The organism is Ruegeria sp. HKCCSP346, assembly GCF_017872595.1.
In the GTDB taxonomy this organism is placed as follows: domain Bacteria; phylum Pseudomonadota; class Alphaproteobacteria; order Rhodobacterales; family Rhodobacteraceae; genus Ruegeria.
In genome coordinates this window covers 722,982-747,675 of sequence record NZ_JAEDOT010000001.1, presented here as the reverse complement: position 1 = coordinate 747,675, position 24,694 = coordinate 722,982, and the positions used below count along the sequence as shown (strand labels likewise).

At 58.1% G+C, this 24,694-nt stretch carries 22 protein-coding genes; 14 read left to right on the top strand and 8 right to left on the bottom strand.

Annotated elements, in window-relative coordinates; translation table 11 throughout:
- Window position 1: 1 nt before the first annotated feature.
- From comD to I9185_RS03715, 3 genes are read left to right on the top strand one after another with little or no spacing between them, the layout of a single operon-like run.
- A complete protein-coding gene (gene comD, locus I9185_RS03725) occupies window positions 2-508 on the top strand; it encodes a sulfopyruvate decarboxylase subunit alpha (protein WP_171632355.1) in 507 nt (168 codons plus the stop codon).
- The gene (comE, locus tag I9185_RS03720) at window positions 505-1,059 is read left to right on the top strand and encodes a sulfopyruvate decarboxylase subunit beta (RefSeq protein WP_171228302.1); all 555 of its coding nucleotides are present in this window, start codon (window positions 505-507) and stop codon (window positions 1,057-1,059) included. The genes comD and comE overlap by 4 nt, the downstream gene beginning before the upstream one ends.
- The gene (locus I9185_RS03715; RefSeq protein WP_210092379.1) at window positions 1,059-2,165 is read left to right on the top strand and encodes an alpha-hydroxy acid oxidase; all 1,107 of its coding nucleotides are present in this window, start codon (window positions 1,059-1,061) and stop codon (window positions 2,163-2,165) included. Before comE ends, I9185_RS03715 begins: the two co-directional genes overlap by 1 nt.
- Window positions 2,166-2,217: 52 nt before the next feature.
- On the opposite strand, the gene I9185_RS03710 is transcribed toward I9185_RS03715, so the two are convergent.
- A complete protein-coding gene (locus I9185_RS03710) occupies window positions 2,218-4,263 on the bottom strand; it encodes an ASKHA domain-containing protein (protein ID WP_210092378.1) in 2,046 nt (681 codons plus the stop codon).
- A 216-nt stretch (window positions 4,264-4,479) separates the two neighbouring features.
- Between I9185_RS03710 and guaB the strand changes: the two genes are divergently transcribed.
- The 3 genes from guaB to I9185_RS03695 all read left to right on the top strand — a co-directional run bounded on the left by guaB (window position 4,480) and on the right by I9185_RS03695 (window position 9,580).
- Window positions 4,480-5,928: an IMP dehydrogenase gene (guaB, locus tag I9185_RS03705; protein ID WP_171632362.1), complete on the top strand. Its 1,449-nt coding sequence runs from the start codon at window positions 4,480-4,482 to the stop codon at window positions 5,926-5,928.
- 92 nt (window positions 5,929-6,020) lie between these two features.
- A complete protein-coding gene (locus tag I9185_RS03700; RefSeq protein ID WP_210092377.1) occupies window positions 6,021-7,178 on the top strand; it encodes an RsmB/NOP family class I SAM-dependent RNA methyltransferase in 1,158 nt (385 codons plus the stop codon).
- A gap of 110 nt (window positions 7,179-7,288) precedes the next feature.
- Window positions 7,289-9,580: an ATP-binding protein gene (locus I9185_RS03695; RefSeq protein WP_210092376.1), complete on the top strand. Its 2,292-nt coding sequence runs from the start codon at window positions 7,289-7,291 to the stop codon at window positions 9,578-9,580.
- A 5-nt stretch (window positions 9,581-9,585) separates the two neighbouring features.
- On the opposite strand, the gene I9185_RS03690 is transcribed toward I9185_RS03695, so the two are convergent.
- Window positions 9,586-10,179 (bottom strand): sulfotransferase family 2 domain-containing protein, encoded by a 594-nt coding sequence (locus I9185_RS03690; RefSeq protein ID WP_210092375.1) that lies wholly within the window; start codon window positions 10,177-10,179, stop codon window positions 9,586-9,588.
- Between the two features lie 192 nt (window positions 10,180-10,371).
- On the opposite strand from I9185_RS03690, the gene recA reads away from it, so the two are divergent.
- The 4 genes from recA to I9185_RS03670 all read left to right on the top strand — a co-directional run bounded on the left by recA (window position 10,372) and on the right by I9185_RS03670 (window position 15,572).
- Window positions 10,372-11,439 (top strand): recombinase RecA, encoded by a 1,068-nt coding sequence (gene recA / locus I9185_RS03685; RefSeq protein ID WP_171632372.1) that lies wholly within the window; start codon window positions 10,372-10,374, stop codon window positions 11,437-11,439.
- A 176-nt stretch (window positions 11,440-11,615) separates the two neighbouring features.
- Window positions 11,616-14,288, top strand: a complete 2,673-nt coding sequence (gene alaS / locus I9185_RS03680) for an alanine--tRNA ligase (protein ID WP_210092374.1) — start codon at window positions 11,616-11,618, stop codon at window positions 14,286-14,288.
- Window position 14,289: 1 nt separating this feature from the next.
- Complete coding sequence (locus I9185_RS03675; RefSeq protein WP_210092373.1) at window positions 14,290-14,577, top strand: DUF1330 domain-containing protein; 288 nt, start codon at window positions 14,290-14,292, stop codon at window positions 14,575-14,577.
- A gap of 371 nt (window positions 14,578-14,948) precedes the next feature.
- The gene (locus I9185_RS03670; RefSeq protein ID WP_171723250.1) at window positions 14,949-15,572 is read left to right on the top strand and encodes a transglutaminase-like cysteine peptidase; all 624 of its coding nucleotides are present in this window, start codon (window positions 14,949-14,951) and stop codon (window positions 15,570-15,572) included.
- 74 nt (window positions 15,573-15,646) lie between these two features.
- Here the strand turns inward: I9185_RS03670 and I9185_RS03665 are convergent, their stop codons facing one another.
- The 6 genes from I9185_RS03665 to I9185_RS03640 form a co-directional block, all read right to left on the bottom strand.
- On the bottom strand, window positions 15,647-16,072 hold the full coding sequence (locus I9185_RS03665) for a hypothetical protein (RefSeq protein ID WP_171632380.1): 426 nt from the start codon (window positions 16,070-16,072) through the stop codon (window positions 15,647-15,649).
- A 463-nt stretch (window positions 16,073-16,535) separates the two neighbouring features.
- Window positions 16,536-18,353: a translational GTPase TypA gene (gene typA, locus I9185_RS03660; RefSeq protein ID WP_171632381.1), complete on the bottom strand. Its 1,818-nt coding sequence runs from the start codon at window positions 18,351-18,353 to the stop codon at window positions 16,536-16,538.
- Window positions 18,354-18,429: 76 nt separating this feature from the next.
- Complete coding sequence (locus I9185_RS03655; RefSeq protein WP_171632384.1) at window positions 18,430-18,765, bottom strand: SMR family transporter; 336 nt, start codon at window positions 18,763-18,765, stop codon at window positions 18,430-18,432.
- A 376-nt stretch (window positions 18,766-19,141) separates the two neighbouring features.
- The gene (locus I9185_RS03650; protein ID WP_210092372.1) at window positions 19,142-20,305 is read right to left on the bottom strand and encodes an HD domain-containing protein; all 1,164 of its coding nucleotides are present in this window, start codon (window positions 20,303-20,305) and stop codon (window positions 19,142-19,144) included.
- Entirely contained in the window at window positions 20,302-20,547 is a 246-nt protein-coding gene (locus I9185_RS03645) for a hypothetical protein (RefSeq protein WP_152458018.1), read from the bottom strand. Before I9185_RS03645 ends, I9185_RS03650 begins: the two co-directional genes overlap by 4 nt.
- Window positions 20,547-21,200 (bottom strand): alpha/beta hydrolase, encoded by a 654-nt coding sequence (locus tag I9185_RS03640; protein ID WP_152458017.1) that lies wholly within the window; start codon window positions 21,198-21,200, stop codon window positions 20,547-20,549. Before I9185_RS03640 ends, I9185_RS03645 begins: the two co-directional genes overlap by 1 nt.
- A gap of 181 nt (window positions 21,201-21,381) precedes the next feature.
- On the opposite strand from I9185_RS03640, the gene I9185_RS03635 reads away from it, so the two are divergent.
- Genes I9185_RS03635 through I9185_RS03620 form a run of 4 tightly spaced genes read left to right on the top strand, consistent with a single transcriptional unit; the run spans window position 21,382 to window position 24,676 of the window.
- Window positions 21,382-21,840, top strand: coding sequence for an Rrf2 family transcriptional regulator (locus tag I9185_RS03635; protein ID WP_152458016.1), 459 nt, complete (start codon window positions 21,382-21,384; stop codon window positions 21,838-21,840).
- A 50-nt stretch (window positions 21,841-21,890) separates the two neighbouring features.
- A complete protein-coding gene (locus I9185_RS03630) occupies window positions 21,891-22,934 on the top strand; it encodes a cysteine desulfurase family protein (RefSeq protein ID WP_210092371.1) in 1,044 nt (347 codons plus the stop codon).
- Window positions 22,935-22,952: 18 nt separating this feature from the next.
- Window positions 22,953-24,473, top strand: a complete 1,521-nt coding sequence (sufB, locus tag I9185_RS03625; protein ID WP_171204775.1) for a Fe-S cluster assembly protein SufB — start codon at window positions 22,953-22,955, stop codon at window positions 24,471-24,473.
- Entirely contained in the window at window positions 24,473-24,676 is a 204-nt protein-coding gene (locus I9185_RS03620) for a hypothetical protein (protein WP_171362846.1), read from the top strand. The genes sufB and I9185_RS03620 overlap by 1 nt, the downstream gene beginning before the upstream one ends.
- Window positions 24,677-24,694: the final 18 nt, after the last annotated feature.

Below are 24,694 nucleotides of genomic sequence, written 5' to 3'. Positions count from 1 at the left end.
CATGAACATAGACAAAAAGATCACCGACGATCTGCTGGCCAACGATATCTCGTTTGTCACCACTGTCCCGTGCAAGCAATTGGCAGGTGTCATCGCGGAAATCGACGAGCGCGAAGGCATCTATCACATCCCGTCCAACAAAGAAGACGAAGGGATGGGCCTGTGTGCAGGGGCGTGGATGGGCGGCAAGCGGCCCGCGATCATCATGCAGAACACAGCCATTGGCGTGACGATCAATACGCTGGCGACGCTGATCCAGTATTACCGGATGCCGCTGCCGATGCTGATATCGTACCGGGGGGAACTGCGCGAACCGATTGCCTGCCAGGTTGAAATGGCGGTTCACACCAAGGCGCTGCTGGCTCAGCTGAACATCCCCACCTACCACTTCCACCATCAGGCCGATGTCGAAGAGCTCGACGCGATCCTGAAATATACCTTCATGTGCAACAAGCCGGTCGCCATCCTGACCGACGCCAATTTCTGGGGAGGCTATGGCGACCAATGATCCGTTCTGAAATCCTGAAGGAAATCGCCCCGATCCTGCGTGATCAACTGGTTGTTTGCAACATCGGCATCCCCAGCCAGGAACTGCATGCCATCGACGACCAGCCAACCAACTTCTACATGCTTGGCACCATGGGGCTTGCGTCCTCGATCGGTCTGGGGTTGGCGCTGTCACAGCCGAAGCCGGTGATCGTCATCGACGGCGACGGCTCGATCCTGACCAATCTGGGCACCCTGCCAACGATCGCCAACAACGTGGCGGACAATTACATCTTGCTGATCGTGGACAATGGCTCGTACGGCTCGACCGGCGATCAGCCGACCTATGCGGGGCAGAAAACCTCGCTTGCGAAAATGGCCGAGGCCGCCGGGTGTGAGCGCGTGATCGAATGTGCCGCCGAAGACACCGGGCGCGTACTGCAAGAGGCGCTGGATGCCAAACAGATGACCATCATCGTCAGCAAATGCGAAAGCGGCAATGCCAAGATGCCGCCGATCACGATGGATCCGGTGGTCATCCGCGACCGCTTCATGAAGGCCGTTCAGGCCTGATGGGCACAAGCGCCATCCACAGCGCCGAGGACGCCCGCCGCCTGGCGCGGCGGCGTCTTCCGTGGATGGTGTTCGACTATATTGATGGTGCAGCCGGGGCCGAGATGGGAGCCGGTCGCAATCGGTCCGCTTTGGATGCAATGACTTTGCGCCCGCGTATCCTGCGCGACGTCAGTGAAAGATCTCTGGCAAGTTCGCTGTTCGACCGGCCCGCGAAACGCCCGTTTGGTATCGCGCCGATGGGCATGTGCAATTTGTCCGCGCCGGGTGCCGACTTGATGCTGGCCCGCATCGCGGCACGCCACGAGGTGCCGCTTGGGGTTTCGACTGTGGCCTCGACCGCGATGGAGGATCTGATCGTCGAAGCGGAAGGCCATGCCTGGTTCCAGCTGTATTTCAGCGGCGATGGCAGCGGCACGTTCAAGCTGGTCGATCGCGCCAAGGCAGCGGGGTACGAGACACTGGTGCTGACCGTGGATGTGCCCGAGGTTGGCCGACGCCCGCGCGAGTTGCGTCATGGGTTCAAGATGCCTTTCAAAATGGGGCCAAAGCAGGTGATGGATTTTGCCCTGCACCCCCGGTGGTCCTTGCCGGTCCTGCTGAAAGGCAAGCCGGAAATGGCGAATTTCCGGATGGATGGCTACGACTTCGACCGCACCGAAAGCCGCGCCAAGGCCACGTGGGAGACATTGGCCCGTCTGCGCGACCAGTGGACCGGAAATCTGGTGGTCAAAGGCGTATTGGATGCAGACGACGCGCAAAGGCTCAAGTCAGCGGGCGTGGACGCCATTCAGGTCTCAAGCCATGGTGCGCGCCAGTTGGAAAGTGCGCCCGCGCCAATCACGGTTCTGCCCGAGATACGCAAGGCCGTCGGTCCGGATTTTCCGCTTTTCTACGACAGCGGGCTGCGTTCTGGTGAAGACGTCCTCAAGGCACTTGCGAACGGGGCGGACTTTGCCTTTTTCGGCCGTATCCTTCAGTTTGCAATTGCGGCCGAAGGCGAAGCGGGTCTGGCGCAGCTATGGTCGGTACTCAGCGAAGAAATCAGCATCGCCATGGCCCAGCTGGGCGTCACGTCGCTGGACGAGGTCAGACGCAACGCCTGATGTGGGTGACGGCAATGACCCGAGGTTTCCCACGGGTCATAGAACTGTCGGTTTAACCGCGGCGCCTGCGACGCCTTCCGCCACCTGCTTCGGATTCGCCGCCGGTGTTGAAGCTTGGGTTGGGCAGTGTGACAACCTGGGCCAGTTCCGGAAACGGATCCGTCTTGTGCGGGATCGCATTGGCGGCCACGAAATGATCCTGAAACTTCGGCTCAATGGCGGTTTCGATCTTGGTGATCTCGCGCACGACGCGCTCGATCTCGGCGCGCGATCCGATATTACACAGCGCGATACGTGCGCCGGTGCCTGCGGCGTTGCCCGCGCTCGAGACTTTTTCCAGCGGCGCATCGGGAATCATTCCCAGCACCATGGCGTGTTTGGTCGAGATATGCGCGCCGAACGCACCGGCCAGAACCACGCGATCCACCTTTTCGACCTTCATTTCGTCCATCAGCAGGCGTGCACCTGCGTACAATGCGGATTTCGCAAGCTGGATGGCACGGATGTCACCCTGCGTGACCGTGATGCGGGGGCCGCCTTCGGCGCTGGCATCGTGGATCAGATAGGCGTGTGTGCGACCTTCGGGCACGCAGCGGGCAGTGCCGGTCTGTTCCGCCGATCCGATCAGGCCGCCTTCGTCCAGCAGGCCTGCGATACGCATCTCGGCCACTGCTTCGATGATACCGGATCCGCAGATGCCTGTGATCCCAGTAGTGGCGATCTCCTGATCAAAGCCGTCTTCGTCGGACCATTTATCGGACCCGATGACGCGGAACCGGGGTTCCTTGGTGACAGGGTCGATCTCAATTCTCTCGATCGCCCCGGGTGCGGCGCGCTGGCCGGAACTGATCTGAGCACCTTCAAAGGCAGGCCCGGTGGGCGAGGAGCAGGCGAGCACGCGGCTGGTATTGCCAAGCAGGATTTCGGCGTTGGTGCCCACGTCGACGATCAGAACCAGATCCTGCGACTTTCCGGGTTCTTCAGACAGGGCCACCGCCGCGCAGTCCGCGCCCACATGGCCTGCGATACAGGGCAGGATATAGACCTGCGCGCGTGGGTTCATGGTTGTCAGATCCATGTCGCGGGCGGGCAGGGACATGCTTTCCGACGTTGCCAACGCAAACGGGGCCTGACCCAGTTCCACCGGGTCCAGCCCCAGCAGCAAGTGATGCATGACCGGGTTGCAGACGAACACAGTTTCCACGATCAGAGAGGCATCGATGCCTGCCTCTTCGGCAATCGACGTGGCCAGGTCATTGATTGCCTCGCGCACTGCCTTGGTCATCTCCTGATCGCCGCCGGGGTTCATCATGGAATACGAAACGCGGCTCATCAGGTCTTCGCCGAACCGGATCTGGGGATTCATGAGGCCGGAGGATGCCTTGACCTCGCCGGTTTCCAGATCGGTCAGATGCGCGGCGATGGTGGTCGATCCGAGGTCGATGGCCAGACCATACAGCCCGCCTTCATGCAGGCCGGGCCAGATTTCGACGATACGCGCCACGCTGTCCTTGTGACCTTTGTGGACCGCCACGGTGACTTCCCATTTACCCTTGCGCAGAACCGGTTGAAGTTTGGACATCAGCGTCAGGTCCGCCGTGACGGCTTCGATGTCCCACTGTTCGCGCAACGCGCGCTCGAGCCGTTCCAGATCGCCGGTGGGCGAATGCATGTCGGGTTCTTCCACCACAACGAAGTAAAGGCGCGTGGCCGGGTCCATCGTGATGGCACGCGCGGCGGCTGCCTTGCGCACGACCTGCCGGTGCACCTGGCTTTCCGGCGGTACGTCGATCACCACGTCGCCCTGAACCGAGGCCTGACAGCCCAGACGGCGGCCCGGTTTCAGACCACGTTTGTCCTCATAACGCTGTTCGACGGCGTTCCATTCGCTCAACGCATCCTCTGACACCGTGACGCCGTGCTTGGGAAATTCACCATAGCTGGGTGTGATCTGGCACTTTGAACAGATGCCGCGGCCCCCGCAGACCGAATCCAGATCCACCCCCAATTGACGGGCTGCCGTCAGAATTGGGGTGCCGACGGGGAAGTGCCCGCGTTTGCCGGAAGGGGTAAAGACGACAAGAGGGTCGGTGGTCATCAGTGACATACCTTTTAATATTCGCGCGTATGCCGGGCAAGATATGGGTTTGCGCGAAAAGGGAAAGACCATCTGCGGCACGATCTGCACAACGAGCGTCGTTTTCTTCCACTGCAACGACAACCAGAGCCAAAGAGTTGCCCCCAAGGGCTTTTCCTTTGGTTCAATCCATGTAATAGGGTCACCGCCAAACGGGCTTTTGCATGGGGTATTCAGATGCAGATTCGTGAGGCACTTACCTTTGACGACGTTCTCCTGGTTCCGGGCGCATCTTCCGTGCTGCCGGCAACCGCGGATACGACCACGCGTGTGACGCGCGAAATCACCATGAACATCCCATTGCTGAGTTCGGCCATGGACACCGTGACCGAGGCGCGCATGGCCATTGCCATGGCTCAGGCGGGCGGCATCGGTGTGGTACACAAGAACCTTTCAGTGGAAGAACAGGCCCGCGAAGTCCGCCGGGTCAAGCGGTTTGAATCCGGTATTGTCTATAACCCGGTGACATTGCGGGTGGATCAGACATTGGCGGACGCCAACGCGCTGGTACAGCGCTACAACTTCACCGGTTTTCCGGTCGTCGACGAGCAGGGCCGCGTGGTGGGTATTCTGACCAACCGCGACATGCGCTTTGCGAACTCGGACGATACGCCGGTACACGCGATGATGACTTCGGAAAACCTGGCGATGCTACAGGAACCGGCCGATCTGGAAGAAGCCAAAAGCCTGATGCGGGCGCGCCGTATCGAAAAGCTGCTGGTCGTGGATGGTGGCGGCAAGCTGACCGGTCTACTGACGCTTAAGGATACAGAGCAGGCCGTTTTGAACCCAACCGCCTGCAAGGACCGCCTGGGTCGCCTGCGGGTCGCTGCGGCGACGTCAGTCGGGGATGCCGGGTTCGAACGATCCGAGCAATTGGTGGATTCGGGTGTCGACATCATCGTCGTCGATACGGCGCATGGTCATTCTCAGGGCGTGCTGGACGCTGTAAAGCGGGTCAAGACCCTGTCGAACGAGGTTCAGATCATTGCCGGGAACGTTGCAACAGGAGAAGCGACCAAAGCCCTGATCGATGCTGGTGCCGACGCGATCAAGGTGGGCATCGGCCCGGGATCGATCTGTACCACACGGATGGTGGCGGGGGTTGGCGTCCCGCAGTTGACCGCGATCAGCGATTGTGCGGCGGCAGCGGGCGACGTTCCGGTCATCGCGGATGGTGGCATCAAGTTCTCGGGTGACTTTGCAAAGGCGATCGCGGCCGGGGCGTCCTGCGCCATGGTCGGGTCGATGATTGCGGGCACCGACGAAAGCCCGGGCGAGGTGATCCTGTATCAGGGCCGTTCGTTCAAATCCTATCGCGGGATGGGCAGCCTGGGTGCAATGGCGCGCGGTTCAGCCGACCGCTATTTCCAGAAAGATGCAGCCAATGACAAACTGGTGCCCGAAGGCATCGAAGGGCAGGTGCCCTACAAAGGCTCGGCCAGTGCCGTGATCCACCAGCTGGTTGGCGGCTTGCGTGCGGCGATGGGGTATACCGGCTGCGCCACTATCGAAGAGATGCGCAAGAACTGCAATTTCGTGAAAATTACAGGCGCTGGTCTGAAGGAAAGCCACGTCCACGATGTTCAGATCACCCGCGAAAGCCCGAACTACCGGGTCATGTAAGCCATCCAGCAAGACACATGGCACCCGTATACGGGTGCCTATTTGCCACTTGGATCGGCCAGCCGGGCCCATTTCCGCCGAGGTATTCCACAATGACACCCGCCGCCCGTGTTCAGGCCTCGATCGAAATTCTGGATGATATTCTGGCTGGCGCGCCGGTCGAAAAAGCACTCACCGGCTGGGCTCGGCGCAGTCGCTTCGCCGGATCGAAGGATCGGGCAGCCATTCGCGATCACGTATTCGACGCGCTGCGACGCAAGCGCTCGTATGCGGCGTTGGGAGGGTCCGACACCGGGCGCGGTTTGATGATCGGTGCGACCCGTGCGTCAGGCGGGGATCTGGCCGAGTTGTTCACCGGCGACCGTCACGCTCCGATGCCGGTTCAGGAAACGGAAACGGCGCGGGATTTCGCGTCCGAGGCCGAGAGATATGACATTCCGGAGTGGCTGTGGCCTCGGTTCGTTGACTCTCTGAAGGATGCCTTGGTTCCTTGTGCGATGTCATTGCAGAACCGGGCGCCCGTTCACCTGCGGGTCAACTTGCGAAAAACCGATCTGGGCGAGGCCATCGACGCCTTGAAGTCCGAGGGTATTGTCGCCCATCCGGTTCAGGTATGCCAAACCGCCCTTGAAGTGACAGAGGGGGCCCGGCGCATTGCCCAAAGCCAGGCCTATGCCCGGGGCCTGGTCGAACTTCAGGACGCTGCAAGCCAGGCGGTTGTGGCCGCGCTGGATCTGCGGCCGGGAATGCGCGTTCTGGATTATTGCGCGGGTGGTGGCGGCAAGGCGCTGGCGCTTGCAGCGCACGAGGGCGTCGAAGTGTACGCCCATGATGTGAATTCCGGCCGCATGAAAGATATTCCGACGCGGGCGGAACGAGCAGGCGCAAAGATAACCATCCTCAACACCGATGACCTTTCAGGTGTTGATCCGTTTGATGTTGTTTTGGTTGATGCGCCGTGCTCTGGCAGCGGATCTTGGCGAAGGGCGCCGGCCGGGAAATGGGCCTTGACCGAGGATCGCTTGCGGGACCTCACCACCATTCAGGCCCGTATTTTATCCGACATTGCGCCTTTGGTGCATCCGGGCGGCCTGTTGGCTTACGCAACCTGTTCGGTTCTGAACGATGAAAACGGCGCGATCATAGACGATTTTCTGGATCACTTTTCCCAGTGGCGGGAAACCTTCCGGAAAACGTGGCACGTTACACACGAATCTGACGGGTTCTTTACGTCGCACTTGACGCGCTGAGCTTTTGGCAAATAACAACCTTGGGTAGATTGCTGCTTTCAGAACGCCGTTAAGCGGGAATTAACCAATTTTGGCCGTTATAGCCGATAACTTTGCGCCCGAGCCGTTTTATGTCTGACACAGTAGAATTTTTCAGCGACCCATCTCTTGTCCACACGCCCTCGGCATCTCGTCTATGGTCGTTGGTGGCGGTGGCATTGTTGATCAGCATTGCCCCTATGGTCGGGTTGTTGCCACCGGATTGGACCATGGGCATGATGGTCGCGGGAACTTCGCTTTTGATTGTGGCACTATGCGTCGTGATCAAAGGCCAGGTCGACGTCAGACATGCGCAACAAACCACTGCCGTCATGGCCGCGTTTGCAGAACAGGACGAGTCACCTTTCCTGATCGCAAATGCCTATGGCGACATTCTGGCATCCAACGCACCAGCGCGGGAACAATTCGGCGCGGCGAAAGGAGCCAGCCTTGAAAACTGCCTCGGTTCGACGTTCTCGACGCCTCAGGTGATTTTGTTGAGGTTGCAATCTCAGGCCCGATCATTCGGTCGGGCCCGCGAAGACTGCGTGATCAGGGGAAACACAAGCAGTGTAACCGTGTTTCAATTGGCTTCCGACATTTTTTGCTGGCGGTTTCAACAGTCAGAACAGGAAAGCTGGCAGTCTCTCAACCTGCCGGTCCTGACCATCGGATGCGCGGATGATGTGGTGTGCCCGAATCCGGCGGCGAAAAAGTTGCTTGGGCTGCGTCCCGGTCGGATTCGCGACGTCTTCGGTGATGCTGACCCCCGGGTCGGAGCCTCAAACATTATCAAGTCACAGGACGGAATGATACCGGTCGCTGTGACGGAGCTTTCCCGATCCAGCAAGGAACGAAGCCTTGGTTTGGTGCCGCTCATTGAAACTCCGGCGCCCGGGGCCAGCACGTCTTTTGCAGATCTTCCGGTTCCGGTTCTCACCCTGTCTCCGGCGGGGGCCATTCTGAATGCCAACAGGCTGGCGAATAAGTTGCTTGGAAATGAAAGCCTGGAAGGCACGAACATAGCCGACATCATGCGGGGTATGGGGCACCCCATTCTGGATTGGCTGGCGCGGACGGCCGCGCAAGAAGATGCGCAACGATCCGAGTTTCTTCAGTTGACCCGAAAAGACAAGGAAGTCTTCGTACAGGTCACGCTGAGCCGTGTCGTTGTCGATGGCAAGATCTGTCTGATCGCGGTTCTGAATGATGCGACCGAGTTGAAGACTCTGGAGGCTCAATTCGTCCAAGGGCAGAAAATGCAAGCTGTGGGTCAATTGGCCGGCGGGGTCGCACATGATTTCAACAACCTGCTGACGGCCATTTCCGGGCATTGCGACCTGCTGTTGTTGCGTCACGATCAGAATGACCCGGATTATGGGGATCTGGTTCAGATCAATCAGAACGCCAACCGGGCCGCTGCGCTAGTCAGCCAGCTTCTGGCATTCTCGCGCAAACAGACTCTCAGGCCCGAAGTTCTGGATTTGCGCGACACGATCTCGGATCTCATTCACTTGTTGAACCGGTTGGTGGGCGAAAAAGTTCTGCTGACCCTCAGTCATGATCCGGTGTTAAAGCCGGTTCGGGCGGACAAACGGCAGTTGGAACAGGTGTTGATGAACCTTGTCGTAAACGCGCGCGATGCCATGCCAGACGGGGGCGAGATCCGTATCGAGACCGAGGTATTGAACCTGTCGCAACCGCTCAGCAGGGACAGGGCGACCGTCCAGCCCGGCGAATACGTTACGGTCAGGGTCATGGACAGCGGTGTGGGAATACCTGCCGACAAACTGCAAAAGGTTTTCGAGCCGTTCTATACGACAAAGCGTACGGGTGAGGGCACAGGGCTTGGGCTTTCAACAGCGTATGGCATCGTCAAGCAGACGGGCGGTTTCATCTTTGTCGACAGCACGGTGGGTCGAGGCACCGAGTTCACCGTTTTTCTACCGGTTTGCGCCACGGTGGCAGAGGCTGAACAGGACATTCCGGCCCAGCCCGAAACCCAAAGCGCCCGGCAAGGAGAGGGCGTCGTGCTTTTGGTTGAAGACGAAGCGCCGGTCCGCGCCTTCGCAACCCGGGCCCTGCGTCTCAAGGGCTATACCGTGCTGGAGGCGGATTCGGCCGAGGAAGCTCTGCGGCTTCTGGAGGATCCATCTTTGAACGTCGACGTATTCGTAACGGATGTGGTCATGCCCGGCATGGATGGTCCGACCTGGGTGCGTAAAGCTCGGGAATCACGCCCGGATGCCCGCGTGGTCTTCGTATCCGGTTACACGGAAGGTGCCTTTGGCGATTCAGAACCCGAGATCGCCAACTCGACCTTCCTGCCCAAGCCGTTTTCCCTCACCCAGTTGACCGAGGCGGTTTTCCAACAGCTGAACTGAGCACCCTACAAGGCTGCATCGTGGAGCGCGAATTCCTCTACGTGTCTTTTGCGAAATTTTTGCCGTGTTTCGGGCGTCAGCGTCAGATCACCCGGTGGTGATACATTCTCTCGTGGCAGGTCGATCTGCATATTCAGTCGCGCTTGCAGGAAGTCGAGAATTTTGTCCTGGTTTTCGTATTTGAAAATATGCGTGGCGCCGCGACCATTGCTGCGGGTGCGGAAAAACTGGCTTTGGCTACCAACATCGGCAAAATCCGGACGGGGGTTTGTCATATAGGCCTGCACAAACGTGTCGAAACTCATGTCTCGGGTCGAATGGACGTGACCGATCAGGTCGGTGCGGCTGCGAAATCGATACCAGCTGCCCAGCCAGTCAACGGGTTCGCGAACAACTGCCAGGATCTCCATCTCGGTATCGTACATTTTCCGAAAAATGTTCTGGAAGAACCGATCATACCTGCGCACCGGAGCATGTTTGAGCTCGGGAGGATGAGTGACGACGATATCAGCGCGATCCCGCAACGCCGTGTGATAAGCCGTGCTGCCGGTTTTCGGAACGGCAAGGAAGGCAAGGCGTTCCTCATAGAAAACAAGCATTTAATTGCTCCAATTGTCATCCGGCTATGCGCGCAGATTGTCGTAAAGGACTTCTTAATACAATTGCTGAAGACTAAATCCCGTAAGTTTTTATTGAAATGTTCTACTTTTGGTCCCATAAGGAACAAGAGGCGAACAAAGCAGCGATTGCCGCCCGATCAAGGGTGTGACAAAAGGGAAGGCGACAGGACAATGGCGGATCTTCTGACAATGAGCGACAAGAAAAACGCAGATAAGCAAAAGGCGCTCGACAGCGCGCTGGCCCAGATCGAACGGCAGTTCGGCAAAGGCTCTATCATGAAGCTTGGCGAAGGCGCCAAACAGGACATCGATGCAAGTTCGACAGGCTCGCTCGGGTTGGATATTGCGTTGGGAATTGGTGGTCTGCCAATGGGGCGGATTGTTGAGATTTACGGCCCGGAAAGCTCGGGGAAGACGACGCTGACGCTGCATTGCATTGCGGAACAGCAGAAACGCGGCGGCGTCTGCGCCTTTGTTGACGCCGAGCACGCGCTGGACCCGCAATATGCGCGAAAGCTTGGTGTTGATCTGGACGAGCTTCTGATCTCGCAGCCCGATACCGGAGAGCAGGCGCTGGAGATCACCGATACGCTGGTGCGCTCGGGCGCGGTCAACATGGTCGTGGTCGATTCGGTTGCGGCGCTGACGCCGAAATCCGAACTGGAAGGCGATATGGGTGACAGCAATGTTGGCGTTCAGGCCCGTCTGATGAGCCAGGCGATGCGGAAACTGACGGGTTCGATCAGCCGCTCGAACTGCATGGTGATCTTCATCAACCAGATCAGGATGAAAATCGGCGTGATGTTCGGCAGCCCCGAAACCACCACCGGCGGTAATGCACTGAAATTCTACAGCTCGGTTCGTCTGGATATCCGCCGCATCGGCGCGATCAAGGACCGGGACGAAGTTGTCGGCAACCAGACGCGCGTCAAGGTCGTCAAGAACAAGGTTGCACCCCCCTTCAAGCAGGTGGAATTCGACATCATGTATGGTGAAGGCATCAGCAAGATGGGCGAACTGCTGGATCTGGGTGTCAAAGCCGGTGTGGTCGAAAAGTCAGGGTCATGGTTCAGCTACGGCGACGAACGGATCGGGCAGGGGCGTGAGAATGCCAAACAGTATCTGCGCGACAACAGCCGCATTGCCTTTGAGATCGAAGACAAGATTCGGGCGGCTCACGGGCTGGAGTTCGACATGCCTCCGGGCGCAGCCGAGGATGATGACATCCTTGAAGCCTGACGGTCGCTGACGGGGTGCGATACGTTCCCGGTCCGAGGTGTTGTGTTGAAAATACTATGAACAAGGCGGTCCCCCGGGTCGCCTTGTTTCGTTCGGACACGCCTCTGCTGTGGACACTCGTTTGACAGGGGGATAAACCTGCGGGGACCAAGTTTTTTGTGCGCCGAGAGAGCCCTATGCCAACCCTGAACGACATCCGATCGACCTTTCTGAATTACTTTGAAAAACAGGGGCATGAGGTCGTGGCGTCCAGCCCGCTGGTGCCGCGCAACGACCCGACGCTGATGTTCGTCAATTCGGGCATGGTGCAGTTCAAGAACCTGTTCACAGGATTGGAAACACGTGACTACAAGCGCGCCACCACGGCGCAGAAATGTGTGCGTGCCGGCGGCAAGCACAACGATCTCGACAATGTGGGTTACACAGCGCGCCACCATACATTCTTCGAGATGTTGGGGAACTTCTCGTTTGGTGATTACTTCAAACACGAAGCGATCCCATTCGCGTGGGAGCTGATCACTAGGGAATTTGGGATCGACAAGAACCGCCTGCTGACAACGGTCTATCATACCGATGACGAGGCGTTTGAAATCTGGAAAAAGGTCGGTGTTCCCGAAGACCGGATCATCCGCATCACCACCAGCGACAATTTCTGGCAGATGGGCCCGACCGGCCCCTGCGGCCCGTGTACCGAGATCTTTTATGACCACGGAGACCACATCTGGGGCGGTCCTCCGGGCTCTGCCGAGGAAGACGGCGATCGGTTCATTGAGATCTGGAACGTGGTCTTCATGCAAAACGAGCAGTTCGAAGACGGCTCGATGGTCGAGCTCGACATGCAGTCGATCGATACGGGCATGGGTCTCGAGCGGATCGGTGCATTGTTGCAGGGCAGCCATGACAATTATGACACCGATCTGTTCAAGGCACTGATCGAGGCATCAGCCGATGCAACTGGCGTGGATCCTTACGGGGATCAGAACGTGCACCACCGCGTGATCGCGGACCACCTGCGTTCGACTTCGTTCCTGATTGCTGATGGCGTGATGCCCAGCAATGATGGCCGCGGCTATGTTCTTCGCCGCATCATGCGTCGTGCCATGCGTCATGCGCATCTGTTGGGCGCCAAGGATCCGGTCATGCATCGGCTTGTCCCGTCCCTCGTTCAACAGATGGGCGGTCACTATGCCGAATTGACCCAGGCACAGCCATTGATCGAAGAGACCTTGTTGCTTGAAGAAACGCGTTTCAAGCAGACGCTGGACCGGGGGTTGAGGCTGCTGGACGATGAGGTGTCCGGCCTTTCCGAGGGGGCGCCTTTGTCTGGTGAGGCGGCATTCAAACTGTATGACACCTACGGTTTCCCACTGGACCTGACACAGGATGCGCTGCGCGAAAAAGGCCGGACAGTTGACACCGAAGGCTTTGAATCGGCGATGGCCGAACAAAAGGCCAAGGCGCGGGCTGCCTGGGCCGGGTCAGGTGAAGCTGCGGATCAGGCGGTTTGGTTCGATGTTCTGGACAGCGCCGGGGCGACCGACTTCCTTGGCTATGACACCGAGAAAGCCGAAGCTCAGGTTGTGGCACTGGTTGTTGACGGTGCTTTGGTTGACAAGATCGAAGCGGGCGACAGCGGCTGGGTCGTGGTGAACCAGACGCCGTTCTATGGCGAGGCTGGTGGCCAGGTGGGCGATACTGGCGAGATGCGGCGCCTTGAAGATCGCGATCACCTCAGCCGAGTGAAAGACACCAAAAAATTCGCTGATGGGAAGGTCTTTGCGCATAAGGTGACGGTCGTCAGCGGTGCCGTTTCAAAAGGCGATGCTGTCGAGCTCGAAGTCGATCATGCGCGCCGGACCGCAATCCGGGCCAACCACTCGGCCACGCACTTGCTGCATGAAGCACTGCGGGAAACGCTGGGCGACCATGTGGCGCAACGCGGCTCGCTGAATGCGGCGGATCGTCTGCGGTTCGACTTCAGCCATTCCAAAGCGCTGAGCCTGGAGGAAATCCGGAAGATCGAGCGTGAGGTGAACGATTTTATCCGCCAGAACTCGGCTGTCGAGACACGGGTCATGACACCGGATGACGCGCGCAAACTGGGCGCGCAGGCACTGTTCGGCGAGAAATACGGTGACGAGGTGCGTGTTGTTTCGATGGGCAAGGCACCTACGGGCAAGGGCCATGATGGCGAAACCTGGTCGATCGAACTGTGTGGCGGTACTCATGTGCGTCAGACGGGTGATATCGGCACCTTTGTCATCCTGGGTGACGGCGCAAGCAGTGCCGGAGTGCGCCGCATCGAAGCACTGACCGGGGATGAAGCGTTCCGTTACCTTTCGGCACAGGATCATCGTCTTGCGCAGGTGGCGACGGAACTGAAGGCGCAGCCGGATGATGTGGTGGCCCGCGTGAAAAGCCTGCTGGAGGAACGCAAATCATTGCAGAACGAAGTGGCTCAACTGCGTCGAGATCTGGCGATGGCCGGCGGGAACGGGCAGGGCGGCGGTGCCGAAGCGCGTGATGTGAACGGCGTGAAGTTCATAGCGCAGGCCCTCAGCGGGGTGTCCGGCAAGGATCTTCCGGCATTGATCGACGAACACAAGGCGCGTCTTGGATCGGGGGCGGTGTTGCTCATCGCGGATACGGGCGGCAAGGCCGCGGTTGCGGCTGGCGTCACCGAAGACCTGACAGGAACCGTTTCGGCGGTCGATCTGGTCAAGGCCGCAGTAGTGGAATTGGGCGGCAAGGGCGGCGGCGGCCGCCCGGACATGGCCCAGGGCGGTGGACGGGATGCGTCGAACGCGGATTCGGCGATCAAGGCTGCAGAACAGGTTTTGGGAGGGTAAGATGGCTGCACTTTGGATTGCACACGTGACGGTGACCGATGCCGAGGCGTATGGAAAATATGCCGAATTGGCCGGGCCAGCCATTGCCAAGCACGGGGGCACTTTCATCGCCCGTGCGGCGCGTTACGTTCAGTTGGAAGGCAAGGAACGGCCACGCAACGTTGTTGCCCGTTTCCCGTCGCTAGAAGCAGCCGTCGAATGCTACAACTCGGATGACTATCAAGTAGCATTGAGTCATGCGCGCGACGCCAGCGAACGTGAATTGGTTGTGGTTGAAATCACGGAGTGAACGACTGCGTTCACGACGTGTAGCGCGGTTTGCCCGGCAAAGGGGCAGCCAATAGGCAATCATTGGCTTATACCACCACTCGGCCAAGGGAACTCAGCCCGTCAACAGGGGGCTGAGTTTGTTTTTACATTATTTCAATCACTTATCAGGCCACGCTGTCGCGTATTTGCGCGATCGGCACCCGAATTGTGGCCGCGCCACCCAAATTCTTGCGCAAAAAGGTCAGATTGACGGACGAATTTCCGCCCTTTTTCCCCTTCAACTTTTTAGGTGATTGCCTGGGCGGGGTTGTTCGCGGATAGTTTCACGAATCGGAATGCGACCCTGTTTGACGTGCAATCGTGCGAAGAACATCGGATTGGGGTACAGGCATGAAACACTTCACAAATCTGGCCAAGCGGTTTGGTGCAAGACTTCTGCCGGTTTCAGTACGGGCCTTCAGCATCTGTTTTTTGGGCGTCTGCACCCTAGCCGTGGCCCCCGTCGCACATGCGTCCGGTAACGGATTTATCCCAAGTGTCGCGGCCTCTCCGCCACCGTCAGGGGCGGCCAATCTGTGCGCCGAGTACAAATGGGCCTGTGCCAAAAAACGCTCCGTATCCCTGTCCAGCCAGCAAGAACTGAAGGTTGTCGAACAGGTAAATCGGCGCGTGAACAGATCGACGCGAGAAGTCACCGATCAATCCCAGTACAAGATGACCGAGCGTTGGGCGCTTCCGACAGCCAGGGGTGGCGATTGCGAAGACTTCGCGCTGTTGAAGAAAAGAGATTTGATCCATGCCGGTGTCGATCCAAGTAAACTGTTGATCGCTACGGTTCTGGACACGCGTCGGGTGCCTCATGCGGTGCTGGTGTATCGCTCTTCCAAGGGTGATTTGGTTTTGGACAACCTCACAAACCGTATCAAACCCTGGACGGCAACGCGGTACCTGTTTCTTCGCATGCAAGACCCGAATCGGCCCGGACGTTGGGTTGGTGTGTACGGCCATAGCTGACGAAACCTGGAAATCTTTTTGATAAACTGAATACCGGTGCAATCGTATCTTGCACCGGTAATATTGCTTCCCAATTAGAACGTTTCGCCGCCGCCTTCGTTTTCGCCGCCGCCTTCGTTTTCGCCGCCGCCTTCGTTTTCGCCGCCGCCTTCGTTTTCGCCGCCGCCTTCGTTTTCGCCGCCGCCTTCGTTTTCGCCGCCGCCTTCGTTTTCGCCGCCACCTTCGTTTTCACCGCCAGTGCCGCCACCTTCACCGCCAGTGCCACCCCCGCCGTCTCCAGCGCCAGTGGTGCCAGCTCCACCGCCTGAACCGCCGCCGCCACCGAAAGCCGGGCTGCTGTCGACAGTCTCATCAGACGGCCCATCTCCGGACCGCTGATCACTTGCACCGATCGAAGCCGTGGGAAAATCAGAAAGCAAGTCTGCAAGTGGTGTGCATTCAGCTCCGACACGCGCCAGAATTTGATCGAAATCGTGCCGGCGTTGAATGTATCGGATCATGCCCGATGTTACAGCGTCGCACTCACATAACACCTGTGCGGATGCTGCGGATTGTCTGGCTGTTTGAACGGTACATGTACCTGCCGCGAAAGCTTCGCCCGCGGGTGAAAACAAAAACGTCGTAGCAACAAAAAACAGCGGGATATTGCGGGACCGGATACCCATTTGGAACTCCTCGAAACTCGATACTTTACTACGTGTTCATATGAACCATCGGAGCGAAGGTGTTTATGAACGACGTCACACAACTGGCACATTTTCACCTTAAACGGGTCTCAATCACAATATGTGGATCGTGGGAGAAGGGGAAAATTAATGCAACCTAAAGAAGAAACATCCCTGTTTTCAGAAGAAAACCGGGCATATTGCCCGGTTGTCCGTTTTTCATCTTTTGTCCGTTTGGACGCAAAATTGCCACACTTGGGCAATTGTTTCCTATTGCGGCAGCGGTCTGCCAGGTAAATCAGGCCGACTTGGCCATCCTCTTGCGCTCGTGCGGGTCAAGAAAACGCTTGCGCAAGCGCACCGCGTTCGGGGTGACTTCGACCAGTTCATCGTCGTCAATATAGGCGATTGCCTCTTCCAGCGAGAACTGAACATGTGGCGTCAGACGAACCGCGTCGTCCGAGCCACTGGCGCGTACGTTTGTCAGTTTCTTGCCCTTCAGCGGGTTCACTTCCAGATCATTGTCACGAGAATGCTCGCCAATCACCATACCTTGATAGACATCCGTTTGAGGACCAACAAACATCCGGCCACGCTCCTCGAGGTTCCACAGAGCATAAGCGACGGCCTGACCGTTCTCCATCGAGATCAGAACCCCAGCCCGGCGGCCCGGGATCGGGCCTTTGTGTGGCGCCCAGTCATGGAACACGCGGTTCAGAACGCCTGTGCCGCGGGTATCGGTCAGGAATTCGCCGTGATAACCGATCAGGCCACGGGACGGTACATGCGCGATGATGCGGGTCTTGCCTGCACCTGCCGGGCGCATCTCGACCAACTCACCTTTGCGGGCCCCAGTGATCTTTTCGATCACGGCGCCCGAGTATTCATCGTCTACGTCAATGGTGACTTCCTCGATCGGTTCCAGCCGCTGGCCGTTTTCCTCGCGGAACAGAACCTGCGGGCGCGAGATGCTGAGCTCGAACCCTTCGCGACGCATGTTCTCTATCAAAACGCCCATCTGCAATTCGCCACGGCCGGCGACCTCGAAAGCCTCGCCGCCGGGTGTGTCGGTGACGCGAATCGCGACATTCGATTCGGCTTCTTTCATCAGACGATCACGGATGACGCGTGACTGAACTTTCTTGCCGTCACGACCGGCCAACGGTGAATCGTTGATACCGAAAGTTACGGTGATCGTCGGCGGGTCGATGGGCTGTGCAGGCAGGGCTTCTTCGACCTGCGGAGCAACCAGAGAATCCGCCACGGTGGCTTTGCTCATGCCGGCGATGGTGACGATGTCACCGGCTTCGGCCACATCGATAGGTTGCTGAGCCAGCCCGCGGAATGCCAATATTTTTGAGGCGCGAAAGTTTTCGATCAACGATCCGTCACGGCTCAGGGCTTTCAGGCTGTCGCCAGCTTTCAATGTGCCGCTTTCCACACGACCCGTCAGAATGCGGCCGATGAATGGATCGCTGCCCAAAGTGGTAGCCAGCATCCGGAACGGCTCACCCTTATGCGCGATCTGTTTCGGGGCAGGAACGTGATCGACGATCAGATCAAACAGTGCGCTCAGGTCCTTGCGCGGGCCGTCCAGCTCCATATCCGCCCAGCCTGAACGGCCCGAGGCATACATGGCCGGGAAATCCAACTGATCATCATCGGCGCCCAGGTTGGCAAACAGGTCAAAGCACTCGTCCAATGCGCGATCAGGCTCCGCATCCGGCTTGTCGACCTTGTTCAGAACCACGATCGGGCGCAGGCCCAGCGCCAAGGCTTTCGACGTCACGAACTTGGTCTGCGGCATCGGGCCTTCGGCCGCGTCAACCAGCAGGACGACACCATCGACCATGCTGAGGATACGCTCGACTTCACCACCGAAATCGGCGTGGCCCGGCGTGTCGACGATGTTGATGCGCGTGTCTTTCCATTCGACCGAAGTTGCCTTGGCCAGAATGGTGATGCCGCGCTCGCGCTCCAGATCGTTGCTGTCCATGGCGCGTTCCGCCACGGCCTGGTTTTCCCGGAACGCGCCGGATTGTTTGAGCAGCTCATCCACCAGGGTCGTCTTGCCGTGGTCCACGTGAGCGATGATTGCGATATTGCGCAGGTCCATGAGAGGTCAGCCTTTGAACGGGAAGTTGCCGCGCGCATAGCGCGGCGCGACAAAATATACCAGCCCTAACCGTGGATCAGTGACCGGCAGTCTTGGAAAAGAGGTGAATGATCAGGATTCCGGACAAGATCAACGTCAATCCCAGGATTGCAGGCCAATCCAGCCTTTGGCCGAACACGATGAACCCAATCACGGCGATCAGAAAGATGCCCAGACCGGACCAGATTGCATAAACGATACCGACAGGCATGTATTTCAGTGTCAGCGCCATGAGATAAAATGCGACTCCGTACCCCACGACCACAAGGACGGACGGCCAGAACCGCGTGAATTGCTGACTGGCCTGCAAGGCCGTGGTGCCGATGGTTTCCGCAACAACAGCCAGCATCAGATACAGATACGCTTGGGGCATTTTGATCCTCGAAACAGGAAAGATACCCCGCGTTGAGCATGAAACCGAAGGAGTGGGCAAGGCAATTTTGGATCTGAAGATGGAAGAAAACCACCTGAGGTCAGGTATACCTGACTATTCAGAGAATCGAATTAGTGTAATCTTCTCAGCGTATTTTAGGATTTGTTTTTGAGTATTGAGTTATGACGACATTTTCGAAATCCGTAATATTTGCTGCGGGTCTGATAGTGGTGATTGGGTGGCTTGCTGACGGGGGGTCCGTCGAAGTTGAAGCAGCCAACATGGTTCAACAGTTTGATGGTAGTAGTGTTTTTTAAATACCACGTAGAGCTTAGCAGGGAAAAAGGAGCCGTCGGGCTCCTTTTTTCTTTTCTGCCTAGGGGTGTACAACCTCGACGCTTTGGAAGTGTGCAGCCAGTTGCGGTTGCAGCCAATCCCACAGCCGAGGAGAACCTGCTGCAATCGCAGGCCGCACGCGCGCCTCAAGCTGGGCATATGTAACCTTGTAATCGACCCACGACCCGCCGCCGGTTTCCAGATTGGCGACAGGTGTCTGAAACCGATCAACGGCTTTGGCGAACCTGGCGTCCGGGCTGTCTGCCGCTTCAAATTCCTGCCACAGGGCAGTGAAAGTGTTGCATTGGGTGTCGGGCAGCAGTCCGAACAAGCGCTTGGCCGCCGCTTGTTCCTTGGCTGCTTGCGCTGCGTGATCGACCTGCCCGTGGATCGGATTGTCGCCGGCGTCGATTTCGACGATATCGTGCAGCAACAGCATCTGAAGGACCCGATCAACACTGATCCCGGGGGGCGCATTTTCAGCCAGGACCCAGGCGTAGAGCATGATGTGCCACGAGTGTTCTGCCGAGTTTTCGAAACGATCACCCGCCATCAGCCGCGAGGCACGAAGAACGGACTTCAGCTGATCAGCTTCGGTCAGAAACGCCAGCCGTTTCGTAAACGCGTTGGCTTGCGTATCTGCACCAGCCAGAAGGGTTGCGGCGTGCTCGTAAGCCAGTGGAAATACCTGTTCCAGATAGGCAGCGCGACCGCCCTCGAGATTTGAACGCGCTATGTCCACGTGATCCGGATCGGGGTTCGGGGCACACAGAACCTGAAACAGTGGCTGACAACGATCCAGAACCTTGGCAAATCGGGCGTCGGCGGTCTGATCCTCTTCAAATTCACGCCAGACAGCGTGAAACGTATCGGCCTGATCCTTTGGCAACAGCCCAAACAGATCTTTGGCTGCAGCTTGCTCGGCCTTGGCAACCGAGGTCCAATCGGTCTCAAGGTGAATTGGGTGGTCGCCGACAACGATTTCAACCAGGTCATGCAGCAATAGCATACGTATGACCCGATCAATCGAGACATCCGGCCCTGCCAACGGGGCCATGACCAGGGCCCACAAGGCCAGATGCCAGCTGTGCTCTGCCGAATTTTCGGGTCTGGACTGGTCAAGCAGGACATTTGCCCGCTCGACCATTTTCAGTTCGTCGGCCCGTTTCAGAAACGCGATTTGCGCCGACATACGGTCGGTCATTGCTTTTCGATCGCCTTCTGCTTTGCACGATGCGCAGACAAGCGTTTGATCACGAACTGCCTGGCTTTCCGCTCAGCCAACCGAACACGAATTTCCGTCAGAAACGCCTCTTCCAGAGACTGAGAAGCGGCCCCGAGCACTTCACCAACTTCGACAAAGAACCTGTCTTCGCCTGTCTCATCCATAACCTTCATCGTATCTTCGGCCAGTTTGGCGGCAAGAGATGTGATGGTGTCGGACATCAGCGGGTGTTCTCGGTCAGGCGGCGTTTCACATAGTCGCTGACATTGGTGATCAGCGTGTCCATATGACGATCCTGAAAGAAGTGATCTGCACCTTCCACTTCGGTGTGCGTGATGGTGATTCCCTTCTGCTCGTGCAGCTTGTTCACCAGCGAGGTCGTGTCAGCCGGTGGCGCCACCCTGTCAGCCGTGCCGTTGATGATCAGGCCGGAAGACGGGCAGGGGGCAAGGAACGAAAAGTCATACATGTTTGCAGGGGGCGATACACTGATGAACCCCGTGATTTCAGGGCGGCGCATCAGCAGTTGCATACCGATCCATGCACCGAACGAGAAACCTGCGACCCAGCAGTGTTTCGAATTGTTGTTCATCGATTGCAGGTAATCCAGCGCCGACGCCGCATCGCTCAGCTCGCCCACGCCCTGATCATACTCGCCCTGGCTGCGACCGACACCGCGGAAGTTAAAGCGCAACACGGTGAAGCCCATGTTGTAGAAGGCATAGTGCAGGTTGTAGACCACCTTGTTGTTCATGGTCCCGCCGAACTGAGGGTGCGGGTGAAGCACGATGGCGATCGGTGCGTCTTTTTCCTTTTGCGGGTGGTAGCGGCCTTCCAGGCGGCCTTCGGGTCCGGGAAAAATCACCTCGGGCATGTGTGCTTTGGTCCTGTCTTTTTCGTGCCGATGCCCGGATATACTTGACGATAATCGTCGGGCACCTTAGAACGGTTCTAATTACATTGCTTGGCGCATACCAGCGCTGTCAGTCGGAGATACGCACTGGCAACGTCGGCGTCAATGATTTCGCGCAAATCCTGCTGAAAGGGGACATGGAATGAAGCTGTCGACCAAAGGGCGTTACGCAATGGTCGCCCTGGCGGATATTGCGCTCCAGCCGACGGAACGACTGGTGACGCTTGGAGAAATCTCCGAGAGGCAGGACATTTCGTTACCATATCTCGAGCAGCTCTTCGTCAAACTGCGCCGGGCGGACTTGGTGTCTTCCGTGCGGGGGCCCGGCGGCGGGTATCGACTGGCACGCCCGGCATCCGAAATTCGTGTCGTCGAAATTCTGGCCGCCGTGGACGAAACCGTTGATGCGCTGCAAAAAGGGGCAGGCGCGTCCGGGGCCTCGTCCGGCAGCCGCGCTCAATCATTGACCAATCGGCTTTGGGAAAGTCTCAGCGCGCATGTCTATGTGTTCCTGCATCAAACCCGTTTGTCAGATGTGATCAAGAACGACCTCGCCCCGTGCCCGGCCGTGCCGAGCCTGTTCTCTGTTGTAGATGAATGATCTGAACGGGCGGTATATGAAATGAAGTCTGCCGGCAAAAAGATGTATCCATGAAACGTGTTTATCTGGATCACAATGCAACAACGCCGCTGCGCCCCGAAGCGAGGGACGCGATGATTGCGGCGATGGATGTCTGCGGCAATCCCTCGTCGGTTCATGCGGAAGGTCGGGCCGCCAAAGCTCTGATCGAGCGCGCTCGGGCCCAAATTGCATCGGCCTTTGGGGCGGATGGGGCGGATATCGTCTTTACATCTGGGTCAACCGAAGGTGCGGCGCTGGCATTGTCGGGGCGCCAATTGCACGGCGCGGCGATTGAACATGACGCGGTAAGATCTTGGATCAATGAGGATCTTACGGTTTCCGAGGCCGGAGACGTGCAGGTAATCGCGCCTGAAATGTCGACATTGCAACTGGCAAACTCAGAGACGGGGATTGTTCAAACACTGCCGTCCGGCCTGGCCGTGACAGACGCCACACAAGCTTTTGGCAAGCTCCCCGTCGCGTTCAACTGGATGAATGCCCAGATGGCTCTGGTCTCGGCGCATAAACTGGGCGGTCCAAAAGGTGTCGGTGCCGTTGTGATGCAACGCGGAACCGATCTGGCGGCACAGATCAAGGGGGGCGGCCAGGAAATGGGCCGCAGGTCAGGAACCGAAAATGTCATTGGTATCGCGGGGTTCGGCGCCGCAGCTGAAGCTGCGATGCGGGATCTGGCCAATGGCGTTTGGGAGCAGGTCGAGGAATTTAGAAATATTCTAGAAAACGCTCTTGAGGCTGCTGTAAAATCACCTATTTTTGTCGGGAAAGAGCGGCAACGCTTGCCGAACACCCTGTGTTTTGCCGCCCCCGGCTGGAAAGGTGAGACCCAGGTCATGCAGATGGATCTGTCGGGTTTTGCGGTCAGTGCGGGCTCTGCCTGTTCAAGCGGCAAGGTTCGTGCCAGCGCGGTGCTCACCGCAATGGGATACGACGAGGTGACAGCCAGCAGCGCAATCCGCGTATCGCTGGGACCTCGGACAACGGAAGAAGATGTGCTGCGTTTCGCCGAAACGTGGCTTGAGAAAGAGAAAAAGCATCGCGCGCGCGCCGCGTGATCTGACGGAGGGCAAGTTATGGCCGCTTTGGACCAGACCCAGGTGAAAGAGGGTGTCGATCAGGAAACCGTGGATGCGGTGCGCGAGGTCGGAACCTATAAATACGGCTGGGACACGGACATCGAAATGGAGTACGCGCCGAAAGGAGTGAACCCGGACATCGTTCGTCTGATCTCGGAAAAGAATGAAGAACCGGAATGGATGACCGAGTGGCGTCTGGCCGCGTTTGAACGCTGGACCAAGATGGAAGAACCGAAATGGGCCATGGTCACTTATCCAAAGATCGATTTTCAGGACCAGTATTACTATGCGCGTCCGAAATCGATGGAAGAGAAACCCAAGTCGTTGGACGATGTCGACCCCAAGCTGCTGGCCACATACGAAAAGCTTGGTATCCCTTTGAAAGAACAGATGATTCTGGCCGGTGTCGAAGGTGCTGAGGATGCTCCGGCCGAGGGGCGCAAGGTTGCTGTGGACGCGGTGTTTGACTCGGTGTCCGTCGGCACGACCTTTCAGGCCGAACTGAAAAAGGCCGGTGTGATTTTCTGTTCGATTTCCGAAGCGATCAAGGAACATCCTGAGCTGGTCAAGAAGTATCTGGGCACTGTGGTTCCGGTGTCGGACAACTTTTATGCGACTTTGAACTCGGCCGTGTTTTCGGATGGGTCCTTCGTCTACATTCCGCCCGGTGTCCGCTGCCCGATGGAGCTGAGCACCTATTTCCGCATCAACGCCGAAAACACCGGCCAGTTCGAGCGCACGCTGATCATCGCCGACAAAGGTTCGTACGTGTCCTATCTGGAAGGCTGCACCGCGCCCCAGCGCGACACCGCGCAGCTGCACGCGGCCGTGGTCGAGATCATTGTCGAAGAAGACGCCGAAGTGAAATACTCGACCGTTCAGAACTGGTTCCCGGGCGATGAGAACGGCAAGGGCGGCATCTACAACTTCGTGACCAAGCGCGCCGATTGCCGGGGCGACCGGTCCAAGGTGATGTGGACGCAGGTCGAAACCGGCTCGGCCGTGACGTGGAAATACCCGTCCTGCATCCTGCGCGGCAACGAAAGCCAGGGTGAGTTCTATTCGATCGCGATTGCCAACAACTATCAGCAGGCCGATACCGGCACCAAGATGGTTCATCTGGGCAAGAACACCAAGTCGCGCATCGTGTCCAAGGGCATCAGTGCGGGCAAGGCGCAGAACACCTATCGCGGTCTGGTCTCGATGCATCCGAAGGCCAAGGACAGCCGCAACTACACCCAGTGTGACAGCTTGCTGATCGGCGACAAATGCGGCGCGCATACGGTTCCGTATATCGAGGTCAAAAACAACTCATCTCGTGTCGAGCACGAGGCGACGACGTCCAAGGTGGATGACGATCAGCTGTTCTATTGCCGTCAGCGCGGCATGGATGAAGAAGAGGCCGTGGCTTTGGTGGTCAACGGGTTCTGCAAGGACGTTCTGCAAGCACTGCCGATGGAGTTCGCCATGGAAGCGCAGCAACTGGTGGCAATCTCGCTGGAAGGGTCGGTTGGCTGATGACGCGGGCGTCACGAAGCGGCATCCGGAAAGAAGACGTGTTGACCTGGCTGGGTTACGCGTTCCCGGTTCTTGGCGGTCTGCTGGGTATGGCTTACGTCAACATCAACCACATGGAATTCATCAACCCGGTTTGGGCGGTTGGCGGAGGGGCGATCCTGGGTTGGATCGTCGCGCGTCTGATCCGCAAGTTGCTGGGATAAGAAGGTTTCGGGGCCACG